This is a genomic window from Staphylococcus sp. EG-SA-15, from assembly GCF_017151895.1.
Classification (GTDB): Bacteria; Bacillota; Bacilli; order Staphylococcales; family Staphylococcaceae; genus Staphylococcus; species Staphylococcus aureus.
The window spans coordinates 54,814-68,187 of record NZ_JACVZN010000008.1 but is presented as its reverse complement, the minus strand read 5'-3'; the positions used below and the strand labels follow the sequence as shown (position 1 = coordinate 68,187).

The window sequence follows — 13,374 nt, the reverse complement described above, 5'->3', positions numbered from 1 at the left end:
AGCTATGGGTATGGCAACCTATGCCGTTGTGGATTTGGAAACAACAGGCAACCAATTAGATTTTGACGATATCATTCAAATTGGTATAACGTTTGTGCGCAATAACCAAATTATTGATACATATCATTCTATGATTAGAACAAATTTAGAGATTCCGCCGTTCATTCAAGCGTTAACATCCATTGAAGAAAATATGCTACAACAAGCGCCATATTTTAATCAAGTTGCACAAGAAATCTACGATAAGATAAAAGATTGCATTTTTGTCGCTCATAATGTAGATTTTGATTTAAATTTTATTAAAAAGGCATTTAAAGATTGTAATATTCAATATCGTCCCAAAAAAGTTATAGATACACTAGAAATCTTTAAAATAGCTTTTCCTACAGATAAAAGCTATCAATTAAGTGAATTAGCAGAGGCACATGGTATTACCTTAGCAAATGCCCATCGAGCTGACGAAGATGCCGCTACTACTGCTAAATTGATGATATTAGCTTTTGAAAAATTTGAAAAGTTACCGTTAGATACTTTGAAGCAATTATATTATTTAAGTAAACAGTTGAAATACGATTTGTATGATATTTTCTTTGAGATGGTTAGGCAATATGATGCAAAGCCATTGGATAAATCGTACGAAAAGTTCGAACAGATTATCTATCGTAAGCAAGTTGATTTTAAAAAGCCGACAACAAATTATAATGGCAGCTTGAAGTCTTTATATAGCAAAGCTGTAGATCAACTTGGCTTAACATATCGACCGCAGCAATTATATTTAGCGGAAACTATATTAGATCAGCTCATGCATAGTGAAAAAGCAATGATTGAAGCATCACTAGGCAGTGGTAAATCGTTAGCATATTTACTTGCGGCCTTGATGTATAATATTGAAACTGGAAAGCATGTTATGATTTCTACCAATACCAAATTACTGCAAAGTCAATTGTTAGAAAAAGATATTCCAGCAATGAATGAAGCGTTAAATTTTAAAATTAATGCACTATTGATTAAAAGTAAAAGTGATTACATTTCATTGGGGCTTATTAGTCAAATTTTAAAAGATGACACAAGTAATTACGAAGTGAATATCTTGAAAATGCAATTGCTGATTTGGATTACAGAGACGCCGTCCGGAGATATACAGGAATTAAATTTAAAAGGTGGTCAAAAGATGTATTTTGACCAGAAAATTGAAACATATGTACCGGCACGTCACGATGTTCATTATTATAATTTTATTAAGCGAAATGCACAGAACATTCAAATTGGTATTACAAATCATGCACATTTAATTCATTCTGATGTTGAAAATTCAATATATCAATTGTTTGATGATTGTATAGTGGATGAAGCACATCGCTTACCAGACTATGCCTTAAATCAAGTGACAAATGAGTTGAGTTATGCTGATATTAAATATCAGCTTGGTTTGATTGGTAAAAACGAAAATGAAAAATTGTTAAAGGCAATTGATCAACTGGAAAAGCAGCGAATTTTGGAAAAATTAGATATTGCACCAATTGATATTTTTGGCTTGAAGGCTAGTATGAATGAGATTCATGAGTTAAATGAGCAATTGTTCTCAACGATATTTACGATTATCAATGATTCTGATGTTTATGATGATGATATTCATCGCTTCCATAATGTATTTACTTTTGAAACAAAAGACATTTTGAAGGATTTACATGCGATTATCGATAAGTTAAATAAAACGCTAGAAATATTCAATGGCATTAGTCATAAAACAGTTAAATCATTACGGAAACAGTTGTTGTATTTAAAAGATAAATTTAAAAATATCGAACAAAGTTTAAAAGCTGGACATACTAGTTTCATTTCGATTAAAAATTTATCTCAAAAATCAACAATACGTTTATATGTGAAAGATTACGCTGTAAAAGATGTATTAACGAAACAAGTATTGGAAAAATTTAAATCACTCATTTTTATATCTGGTACTTTAAAATTTAATCATTCGTTTGAAGCTTTTAAACAGTTATTCAACAAAGATGTTCACTTTAATACATTTGAAGTTAACACGTCGTTACAAAGTGCAAAAAATACAAGTGTATTTATACCGAGTGATGTAGCATCTTATCAATATAAAAATATAGATGAGTATGTAGCATCGATTGTAAGCTATATTATTGAATATACGACTATAACGTCATCAAAATGTTTAGTCTTATTTACGAGTTATAAAATGATGCATATGGTACAAGATATGCTAAATGAATTGCCAGAATTTGAAGATTATGTTGTATTAACACAACAGCAGAACCAAAATTATAAAATAGTACAACAGTTTAATAATTTTGATAAGGCCATACTGCTTGGTACGTCAACATTTTTTGAAGGTTTTGATTTTCAAGCAAATGGTATTAAATGTGTGATGATAGCGAAGTTACCGTTTATGAACAAGCATAATGCAAAATATTGGCTTATGGATTCTGAATTCACTTCAACTTTCAAGGAATATGTATTACCTGATGCAGTTACACGTTTTAGACAAGGACTTGGAAGATTAATTAGAAATGAAAATGATCGCGGCATAATAGTTTCATTTGATGATCGACTCATAAACAGTAATTATAAAAACTTTTTTGAACAAACACTTGAAAATTATCGTCAGAAAAAAGGCGACATTCAACAGTTTGGAAAATTATTAAGACAAATTCAAAAAAAGAAAAAGTGAAATACAAAGTAAAATTCTTGTGACATGACATGTGCTATGTTCTGTTACAAGAATTTTTGTTTGGTCGTCAAAATTTGAGTTTTATAATTAAACTTGAATGTTAGCACAAAAAACGACCTTCATACAAATAATATTGAGGCTTTATTATATATTTTGTCTGAAACTGATGATTATATTGTCTTAATATAAATTAATGTTCAAATCTGTGCTTAAATCATTACCATTTACACGTTATCTTTTAGTCTAGTTCTAGAACTTGAAAGCGGATTTTGTTAAAATGAATGAGTATTGTATAACGAAAAAATAAATAGGAGAATGGTTATGAAAACAACGATTAAACAAGCGAAAGATCATTTAAACCAAGACGTTACAATTGGTGCTTGGCTAACAAATAAACGTTCAAGTGGTAAAATCGCCTTTTTACAATTACGTGATGGAACAGGCTTTATGCAAGGCGTAGTAGTTAAATCAGAAGTTGATGAAGAGGTATTCAAACTTGCGAAAGAAATTACTCAAGAATCATCTCTATACGTTACAGGCACAATTACAGAAGATAATCGTTCTGACTTAGGATACGAAATGCAAGTGAAATCAATTGAAGTTATTTCAGAAGCGCATGACTATCCGATTACACCTAAAAATCATGGTACAGAATTCTTAATGGATCACCGTCATTTATGGTTACGTTCTAAAAAACAACATGCTGTAATGAAAATTAGAAATGAAGTTATTCGTGCAACGTATGAATTTTTCAACAAAGATGGATTTACAAAGGTTGATCCACCAATTTTGACAGCAAGTGCGCCAGAAGGTACAAGTGAATTATTCCATACTAAATACTTTGATCAAGATGCGTTTTTATCTCAAAGTGGTCAGTTATACTTAGAAGCTGCAGCAATGGCACACGGAAAAGTATTTTCATTTGGTCCAACTTTCAGAGCTGAAAAATCAAAAACACGTAGACACTTGATCGAGTTCTGGATGATTGAAGGAGAAATGGCTTTCACAAATCATGCTGAAAGTTTAGAAATTCAAGAACAATATGTAACACATGTTGTAAAATCAGTTTTAGAAAATTGTAAACTAGAGTTGAAAATTTTAGAGCGTGATACATCAAAACTTGAAAAAGTTGCGACACCATTCCCTAGAATTTCATATGATGATGCAATTGAATTCTTAAAAGCAGAAGGCTTTGATGATATTGAATGGGGCGAAGATTTTGGTGCGCCACATGAAACAGCCATTGCTAATCATTATGATTTACCGGTGTTTATTACTAATTATCCAACTAAAATTAAGCCTTTCTATATGCAACCAAATCCTGAAAATGAAGAAACTGTATTATGTGCAGACTTAATTGCACCTGAAGGATACGGTGAAATTATTGGTGGATCTGAACGTGTGGATGACTTAGAATTGTTAGAACAACGCGTTAAAGAACATGGATTAGACGAAGAAGCTTATAGTTACTACTTAGACTTACGTCGTTATGGTAGTGTGCCACACTGTGGATTTGGTCTAGGTTTAGAGCGTACAGTAGCATGGATTTCTGGTGTTGAACACGTTCGTGAAACAGCGCCATTCCCAAGATTATTAAACCGTTTATATCCATAAGTTTTAGGGTCGTTACTTAAAATATATATTATGATAATAAAAAGAATCGTCCAGCCTATATTAATAGCTGGGCGATTTATGCTTGGAAAATGAAGATTGATAACGGCTTATATTAATCATGAAAAAACTTTTGTTTAGTAACTATATTTGGAAAATAAATAGTTCATCTGATTATAAATAAAGTTCATTGTTAAAATCTAGTGTTAAAAAATACTGTTATTTAAAATTTGTTTGCTACTAGTTAAATATATTAAGCATTTTAGTCGAAAATTAAAGAAAATGATTTATACTATTAAGTAATGGTTAAATTTAAAAGGGGGCACGAACATGGATAAATATCAATTAAAAGCAAGACCTGTAGTGATACGAAGAGAATTATTAGACCATTACAGTGACTTAGGTTTAGATGAGCAAGATTTAGTCATTTTGCTTAAATTGATTTATGCTTCCGAAACATCAAATAAACAGCCTTCAATTGAATTACTTCAGAAGGGCTCAACTATGCAACCACGCGATATTACAATGGTTATTCAAAATTTGATACAACGTGAATTGCTAGAATTACAAGTTCAAAAAGATGAAGAAGGTAGATTTACCGAATATATGAATCTAGATCCTTTTTTCGAAAAATTAAGTCATATATTGAAGCAACAAAGTATGGAAACGAAAGAGCAAAATAGTAAAGAAAAATTTAAACAATTATTTAGAGTTTTAGAGGATACATTTGCAAGGCCGTTATCTCCATATGAAATAGAAACGTTAAATCAATGGATTGATGTTGATAAACACGATAGTGCAATTATACAAGCGGCATTAGACGAGGCGAATAGTTTGAATAAACTTAGCTTTAAATATATGGATCGTATTTTACTTAATTGGAAGAAAAACAATGTCAAAACAATTGACGATTCTAGAAAAATAAGAGAAAAATTTAATAAACCGAAAATGACGCACACAGTTAAAACGGTACCTAAATTTGATTGGTTAAACGGGGAGAACCTTGATGGTAAGTAAGAAAAAAGCATTAGAAATGATTGATGTTATAGCAAATATGTTTCCGGATGCAGAATGTGAATTAAAACATGATAATCCGTTCGAATTAACTATTGCTGTATTATTGTCAGCGCAATGTACAGACGTTCTAGTAAATAGAGTAACAACTGAGCTGTTTAAAAAATACAAAACGCCTGAAGATTATTTGGCAGTCAGTGATGAAGAACTTATGAATGATATTCGTTCTATCGGTCTGTATCGTAACAAAGCTAAGAATATTAAGAAACTTTGTCAATCTTTGATTGATCAATTTAATGGAGAAATACCACAAACACATAAGGAATTAGAAAGTTTAGCAGGTGTAGGACGTAAAACTGCTAATGTAGTCATGAGTGTAGCATTTGATGAACCTTCATTAGCTGTTGATACGCATGTAGAACGTGTTTCTAAACGCTTAGGTATTAATCGTTGGAAAGATAATGTGAGACAGGTAGAAGACCGTTTATGTTCTGTCATACCTAGAGATAGATGGAATAGGAGCCATCATCAACTCATTTTCTTTGGAAGATACCACTGTTTAGCCCGAAAACCTAAATGCGATATTTGTCCACTATTAGAAGATTGTAGAGAAGGACAAAAACGTTATAAAGCTAGTTTGAAAGAAGCGTGATAACATGACAAATATTACAAAAGAGGTATTTGATAATTTAGAACAAGAGATTGATGTATTTGCCAAAAATAAGACATTAGGTTCTAGTGAAGCAAAGCCCTACTTGGATGAATACCATAGTAAAATTATTGATTATTTTAAGCAGGTTAATGACATAACTGGCAATATTGATTTTGATAAATTAAATCAATATCCTGTTGTGCCAATGAATTTTAAAGAAAGATATGATTATATGATTGAACGTAAATATCATTTTATGGGCTATCGACAAATGAAGACCTTTAAAACTGAATTGATTAAAATGAATGCTAGTTATCAAACAAGGTTAAAGAATAAGCAGGTATAGACAAGATTGATCATTTCCTAATGTTGAAAATATGTAAAACTAATTCATGCACACATATTTGTATTTATGTTAGGTGTCGTGTCATTACAATGTCTTAATATAAAAACTGTCCATCTACATCATAATGGATATCTTGAGATATGCTTTAAGATATCTATTTCGAATCGTAGGTGGATTTCTTATATCTATGATTGTGAAAAAATGTTGCAAACATCTTGATATTTCGCTGATTAACGTACACAGGGAATTGATAAACATATCAATTTAAAACAGCGTCTAAGATGACTATGAGAAAATATAATCATAATTTTAAAATGGGAACAACCACTTATTCAAATTCAATAATTTTACATAGCTAAAGATGTGAATATGAAAAACTATTTAGATGTTTCAAAATGTATGTGAATGACTGATTTTACGGTTTCTACTAATATAGCAATAGCGTATGAATACTTATAAAAAAAGCAGGAAGTTTTACCTTCCCACCATAAAAGATGAAGAACCTAAAAAAATCCTCAGCTACACCATAAATATGGTATAACTGAGGATTTTATGTTGAGTGGATTAGTTGAATATACCTGTTAATCCACCGCTGTTTCTAGATTGTTGAGATCTAGTATTGTTATTTGATTGTGCAGTACCACTGCTGTTTGCTGATGTGTCACTACCACCGTGTGTACTACGATTTGTAGTGTTGTTATCTTGACTACCAGAAACATTGATTGATGGGATACTACCACTTACTGAGCTAGGACGTTTAAAGTCTTCGCCATCTCTAGATGAAATTTTTGACATCACATTTTCATATAAGAACTGTGGATATTCTTGTTGGCTATGTCCCACAAATGAGTTTTCACCATATTGTTTAACTTTACTGAAGCCCATCCACACTGACATAGTGTATTGAGGTGTAAAGCCGTTAATCCACACGTCTTTCGCTGCATTATCAGGTAAATTATATTGTGAATAAGTTTCAGCACCGTAAGTACCAGTACCTGTCTTAGCACCCATATTTACTCCAGATACACCATGGCCATATGCAGAACCATATGGTTTAAATGTACCTTTTAGCATCTCAGCTAACATGTATGCAGTGTAATCACTCATCGCTTTATGGCTAGTATGATCGTATTCGATTGTTTCACCATCACGAGTAACTACTTTTTGAATTGAATGCGCGTTGTTATAAGTACCACCGTTAGCGATTGCAGCAAATGCTGATGCTAATTGTGTTGGTGAGAATTCTGAAGCAGAACCACCAAGTACTTCAGATGGACCAATATCGCCTTCGTAGTTTAAGCCAAGTTTGGCAGCGAATTTCTTAGGTGCATCATTACCAGCATTTTGCTTAACTGATTGCCAAGCTTTTAAAGCTGGGATATTGAAACTTTGTCGTAAAGCATCATAAATAGATACAGTACCGTGACTCTTCGTATCATAGTTTCTAAATGTAGAACCGTCAACTTGATATGAAGATTCATCTTGAATCGCATGGTTTGTTGCCCATTTCATATTTTCAATGGCAGGTCCATACGCTAAGAAAGGTTTTAAAGATGAACCAGTAGGGTGAGGATCTGTTGCTTGGTTTCTGTTAACGACGTCTTTGAAATCACGTCCACCAGATATAGCAACTAAACCACCAGTTTTACTATCAAGAATCGTTGCACCAACTTGTTGGTCTTTATTCTTGTAGAAGCTACCATTATCAACATCATTTTGTAATGTTTTTTGAACATCTTTATCCATGTTTGTATAAATTTTAATACCACTTTGTAATACATTACCTAAATTTTCATCTTTGAATGCTTTATTATTCATTAATTCAGATTTCACAAAGTTAACGTATGAATTATACTCAGAATCTTGATTTGTATCAATGTTTTGACGTTCTTCAGGAGTACGATTTACTAAGTTCGCTTTTAAATCGATTTTCTTAGCATCTTCCCACTGTTTATCTGTAATGCGTTTATGATAATGCATTAAGTATAAAACAGTGTTTTTACGATCTTCAGCAGCTTTTGGATGATCATAAATATTATAGTTGTTTGGAACCTGAGGTAAACCGGCTAAATAAGCTTCTTCCGCTAAGTTTAAATCTTTTAAATCTTTATTAAAGTAATACTTAGCAGCAGCTTTAATACCTGTTACGCCATCAGAATAGTAAATTTTGTTTAGATATACTTGGAAGATATCATCTTTACTATACTCTTGTTCTAAACGATATGATAAGTATGCTTCTTGAGCTTTACGTCCAATAGATTTATGTTGTGATAAAAATGCATCTTTAACAACTTGTTGTGTTAATGTTGAGGCACCTTCAGAACCAAATCCACCAGTCAAGTTCTTACCAATTGCACCGAATAAACGTTTATAATCAAGTGCGCCATGTTCGTAGAAACGATTGTCTTCAGTTGCAAGTACTGCGTCTTTCATTGATTTCGGCACGTCTTTTAAATTTACATGCTCATGTCTTTGGCCATTATCTAATGTTTTAACAAGTTCTCCGTTCTTGTCATATATCTTTGCAGGAATCGGATCTTGTAATTTAGCTTCGGTAAAAGCAGGTGCTTTCCAAGCATAATAAGCAAACAATAAGATACCTAGTAAAAGAACAACGAAAAATGCAATAATCATGAAGCCAATAATCTTAATAATCGTTCTCTTCACATTTCTATTCTTTTTTGAGTTGGATTTCCCACCATTATTACCGTTTTTCTTAGGCTGAGAAGATCCTTTGTTTTCCGTCATACGCGGTCCTCACTTTCATCTAATATCAACTTATCAACTGCTTTTAGATAGTCTAATCTTGGTTGATACTGATAAGGAATATGGTAACCATTTTTTCGTATTTCATCAACTGTTATAGACTTTTTAATATTATCTTTATATCTCTTCCAAAATACTTCGAATTTTGAATAGGGTAAAAGATAAACTTCATCTAGCGTTTTAAAACGAATCATTAAAAACACAATACCTTTTTGTTGATATGCATTTTTCATATGTTCGACTTGATGGTCATGAATATTATTTAAAGGAAAGGACGTCTTGTTTTTAGTTTCCTTTGCTTCAAAATCAATATAATAACCTTGATAAACGCCGTTGTAATCAGTTGTTGAAGGTGTACGAAAATAAGCTTCGTTAATCACAGCTTTACTCCGCTTAGGATAGTTGACATTAACTATTTGTACTGGCGTAGGCTTTTTGTGAATAACTGCAATGTCGCTTTTAAGATAAAACGTATTTGAATGTTCGATATCTTTTTCAAGTGACATACCACGTCCACCATACTCAATATTACTAAAGGCAGCGGTCTTTTTCCCTCCGTCTATAGCACTATTTTTACGATATGGTTTACCATTTGGATAATTCATAAATTTCACCACACAAGTTTGGTAGTAAACGTTGTTTATTATACACAACATTATAGTGAAACACCAAACTTAAATTAGTATAAATGCGAAAGACACAATACACCAAAGCTTATTTTAACGTGATTTCAGCATTAACACAATAATATTATAATACATTTACCGTTAATGTTGGAATTTTACACACAATTTTAATTAATTGAAAAGTTTTGCTTATAAAAATGAATACTCATTACAATATTTTTGAATTTTGTTATAAAAGTCAAATCATGATCAGTAATTTTTATTTTTGAGGCAAGTACAAGTATGTGTTGTTAATCAGCAGAGGTGTATTTGATTTAAATGATTTTATTAGATTAAAAGTATTTTCATCGTATAACAACATACACGATAAAATTTTGTATTTATATAGGAAGTTTTTAGATTTACTTGATTTAACAGATAACACATTTGAAAAAATAGTTAAATCAAATTATATAGAGTGTTAAAACATGACGAATACAGTATATTGTGATAAATTAAAAAATGTAGGAGGCGTCCTCATGAATGATGTAGTCGAATCACTAATTTATGAAGTTAACAACATGCAACAAAATTTTGAAAATGTGAAATCACAACAACAAGATCATGATTTTTACCAAACTGTAAAGCCATATACTGAACATATTGATAGCATGCTCAATGAGATCAAATTACATCGTGAATTTATTATAGAAGTACCTTATATGAATTCAAGGAAATTTGAGCTACTGATTGCTAACATTGAACAACTTTCTGTCGAATGTCATTTTAAGCGAACAAGTCGAAAGTTATTTATAGAAAAGCTTAAAAGTGTTCAATATGATTTACAAAATATATTAGATGGCGTAACAAAAGAGGGTACTCATGGTTAAAACAGTTTATGTAACAGGTTACAAATCATTCGAATTAAACATTTTTAAAGATGACGCACCTGAAGTACATTATTTAAAACAATTTATAAAACATAAAATTGAACAACTGTTGGATGAAGGATTAGAATGGGTGTTAATACAAGGGCAAATGGGTATAGAATTATGGACTGCAGAAGTTGTTATTGAATTACAACGAACATATGATTCGTTAAAGTTTGCTGTAATTACACCGTTCCAAGGACATACAGAAAAGTGGAATGAACATAATCAAAGTAAGTATGCCAACATAATTAAGCATGCAGATTATGTTGATAGTATTTTTCATACGTCGTATCAGGGTCCTTTTCAATTTAAACAAGCAGATCAATTTATGCTTGAACATTCGGATCAAACATTGCTCATTTATGATGAGGAACAAGAGGCAAGTCCTAAGTTCTTCAAGCAGATGTTAGTTGATTTTATGGATAAAACAAACTATACTTGTGATATTGTGACGTTCGATGAATTAACAGCATTCATCAATGACTTACAGTGGTCTGAAGATCAAAGTTTCTAATGAGGTGGAAAAAATGTCAGATGTTTCATTGAAATTATCAGCAAAAGATATTTATGAAAAAGATTTTGAAAAAACGATGGCTCGTGGCTATAGAAGAGAAGAAGTAGATGCATTTTTAGATGACATTATTGCTGATTATCAAAAAATGGCCGATATGAATAATGAAGTTGTAAAATTATCAGAAGAGAATCATAAACTTAAAAAAGAATTAGAAGAATTAAGACTACGTGTAGCAACATCAAGACCTCAGGACAATAAAAGTTTTTCTTCGAATAATACAACAACAAATACATCTTCAAATAATGTAGATATTTTAAAACGTATTTCAAACTTAGAAAAAGCTGTATTTGGTAAATAATTACTAAATACAAAAGTTTAACTGTCTTACTAATAATGACTATGTTATAATTTTAAAAGTGATATTTTGGGTAATCGCTATATTATATAGAGGAAAGTCCATGCTCACACAGTCTGAGATGATTGTAGTGTTCGTGCTTGATGAAACAATAAATCAAGGCATTAATTTGACGGCAATGAAATATCCTAAGTCTTTCGATATGGATAGAGTAATTTGAAAGTGCCACAGTGACGTAGCTTTTATAGAAATATAAAAGGTGGAACGCGGTAAACCCCTCGAGTGAGCAATCCAAATTTGGTAGGAGCACTTGTTTAACGGAATTCAACGTATAAACGAGACACACTTCGCGAAATGAAGTGGTGTAGACAGATGGTTATCACCTGAGTACCAGTGTGACTAGTGCACGTGATGAGTACGATGGAACAGAACATGGCTTATAGAAATATCACTACTAGTTTAGCTCTCCTAGATGATGGAGAGCTTTTTTCATGAAAAGAACACTTAAAATTAACGCCTTGTCTTGATATAATGACACTGCCTTGTTTTAAAATAATAAGCGAATGCGTTAATGTATCAGCGATTAAATTTGTTGGAAATGTATAAAAAACACAAGCTAAGAATAAAATACCTGTATAAAAGGAGAATCATATATGTTTCAATTACTTGCAGTTTGTCCAATGGGATTAGAAGCTGTTGTTGCTAGGGAAATTCAAGAATTAGGCTATGAAACAAATGTTGAAAATGGTCGTATATTTTTTGAAGGAGACGCAAGTGCAATTGTAAAGGCAAATTTATGGTTGCGCACAGCAGACCGAATCAAAATTGTTGTTGGACGTTTTAACGCAACAACGTTTGACGAATTATTCGAACAAACCAAAGCGCTCCCTTGGGAATCTATAATTGATAAAGAGGGTAACTTCCCAGTTCAAGGTAGAAGCGTTAAATCAACACTACATAGTGTGCCAGATTGTCAGGCGATAACTAAGAAAGCTATTGTTGAACGATTACGTCGCGCATATAACGAAAAAGGTTGGTTAAATGAATCAGGTGCGAAATACCCCGTTGAAGTTGCCATTTTAAAAGATAATGTATTATTGACTATCGATACATCAGGTTCTGGTTTGAACAGACGTGGATATAGATTAGCACAAGGTGAAGCACCAATTAAAGAAACGTTGGCAGCAAGTTTAATCCGTCTTGCAAACTGGAAAGGTGATACACCTTTAATTGATCCATTTTGCGGTTCGGGTACAATAGCTATAGAAGCTTGTTTAATTGCTCAAAATATCGCACCTGGTTTTAATCGCGAGTTCGTATCAGAGCAATGGAACATCATGCCAGCAAATATTTATGATGATTACCGTGATGAAGCGGATAAGATGGCTGATTATGATAAAGAAATCGAAGTATATGCTTCTGATATCGATCCAGAAATGGTAGAGATTGCTAAGCGTAACGCTGAAGAAGTTGGGTTGTCTGATATTATTAAATTTAGTGTAAAAGATGTCAATACATTAACAATTGATACAGAAGAACCGGTGGCGTTAATTGGAAATCCTCCATATGGTGAACGTATTGGTGATCGTGAAGAAGTTGAAGAAATGTACCGTTATATTGGTAAACTAATGAAACAACATCCATTTTTATCTACATACATTTTAACAAGTAATAAAGAATTTGAATATTTAGTAGATCGTAAAGCAACGAAGCGACGTAAGTTATTTAATGGATATATAGAATGTACTTATTATCAATACTGGGGTAAAAAGACAGAACGTAAAACTATTGAAAACTAAAGTGTTTCTAATGCGTGACTAAAATTAGTAATAATTAAGTTCTCATGATAATAGGTATTTTTGAAAAATGGAGGAGTCTATA

The 13,374-nt window shown here is 31.9% G+C and carries 12 protein-coding genes and 1 other RNA gene; 11 read left to right on the top strand and 2 right to left on the bottom strand.

Annotated elements, in window-relative coordinates; all coding sequences use genetic code 11:
- Positions 1-4 precede the first annotated feature (4 nt).
- From IDG64_RS05860 to IDG64_RS05840, 5 genes are all read left to right on the top strand, one after another.
- Entirely contained in the window at positions 5-2,698 is a 2,694-nt protein-coding gene (locus IDG64_RS05860) for an ATP-dependent DNA helicase DinG (RefSeq protein WP_000525078.1), read from the top strand.
- A gap of 321 nt (positions 2,699-3,019) precedes the next feature.
- Entirely contained in the window at positions 3,020-4,312 is a 1,293-nt protein-coding gene (gene asnS / locus IDG64_RS05855; RefSeq protein WP_000858789.1) for an asparagine--tRNA ligase, read from the top strand.
- 327 nt (positions 4,313-4,639) lie between these two features.
- Positions 4,640-5,326, top strand: a complete 687-nt coding sequence (locus IDG64_RS05850; RefSeq protein WP_000362218.1) for a DnaD domain-containing protein — start codon at positions 4,640-4,642, stop codon at positions 5,324-5,326.
- Positions 5,316-5,975 carry an endonuclease III gene (gene nth, locus IDG64_RS05845; RefSeq protein ID WP_000253765.1) on the top strand — a complete coding sequence of 220 codons (660 nt, stop codon included), beginning with the start codon at positions 5,316-5,318 and terminating at the stop codon, positions 5,973-5,975. Before IDG64_RS05850 ends, nth begins: the two co-directional genes overlap by 11 nt.
- A 4-nt stretch (positions 5,976-5,979) precedes the next feature.
- Positions 5,980-6,321 (top strand): YpoC family protein, encoded by a 342-nt coding sequence (locus tag IDG64_RS05840; protein WP_000182026.1) that lies wholly within the window; start codon positions 5,980-5,982, stop codon positions 6,319-6,321.
- A gap of 564 nt (positions 6,322-6,885) precedes the next feature.
- On the opposite strand, the gene IDG64_RS05835 is transcribed toward IDG64_RS05840, so the two are convergent.
- Together IDG64_RS05835 and recU are read right to left on the bottom strand one after the other, a co-directional pair.
- Positions 6,886-9,069 (bottom strand): transglycosylase domain-containing protein, encoded by a 2,184-nt coding sequence (locus IDG64_RS05835; protein ID WP_000138351.1) that lies wholly within the window; start codon positions 9,067-9,069, stop codon positions 6,886-6,888.
- Positions 9,066-9,692, bottom strand: coding sequence for a Holliday junction resolvase RecU (gene recU, locus IDG64_RS05830; protein WP_001108889.1), 627 nt, complete (start codon positions 9,690-9,692; stop codon positions 9,066-9,068). Before recU ends, IDG64_RS05835 begins: the two co-directional genes overlap by 4 nt.
- Positions 9,693-9,997: 305 nt before the next feature.
- On the opposite strand from recU, the gene IDG64_RS15520 reads away from it, so the two are divergent.
- The 6 genes from IDG64_RS15520 (at position 9,998) to IDG64_RS05800 (ending at position 13,292) form a co-directional block, all read left to right on the top strand.
- On the top strand, positions 9,998-10,177 hold the full coding sequence (locus tag IDG64_RS15520) for a hypothetical protein (protein ID WP_001788819.1): 180 nt from the start codon (positions 9,998-10,000) through the stop codon (positions 10,175-10,177).
- Positions 10,178-10,231: 54 nt separating this feature from the next.
- Complete coding sequence (locus IDG64_RS05820; protein ID WP_001000805.1) at positions 10,232-10,582, top strand: YppE family protein; 351 nt, start codon at positions 10,232-10,234, stop codon at positions 10,580-10,582.
- Positions 10,575-11,138, top strand: coding sequence for an SLOG family protein (locus IDG64_RS05815; RefSeq protein WP_000241308.1), 564 nt, complete (start codon positions 10,575-10,577; stop codon positions 11,136-11,138). Before IDG64_RS05820 ends, IDG64_RS05815 begins: the two co-directional genes overlap by 8 nt.
- Positions 11,139-11,151: 13 nt before the next feature.
- A complete protein-coding gene (gpsB, locus tag IDG64_RS05810; protein WP_001286320.1) occupies positions 11,152-11,496 on the top strand; it encodes a cell division regulator GpsB in 345 nt (114 codons plus the stop codon).
- 62 nt (positions 11,497-11,558) lie between these two features.
- Positions 11,559-11,938, top strand: an RNA gene (gene rnpB, locus IDG64_RS05805) — RNase P RNA component class B.
- 208 nt (positions 11,939-12,146) lie between these two features.
- Positions 12,147-13,292 carry a THUMP domain-containing class I SAM-dependent RNA methyltransferase gene (locus tag IDG64_RS05800; protein ID WP_000487150.1) on the top strand — a complete coding sequence of 382 codons (1,146 nt, stop codon included), beginning with the start codon at positions 12,147-12,149 and terminating at the stop codon, positions 13,290-13,292.
- Positions 13,293-13,374 lie beyond the last annotated feature (82 nt).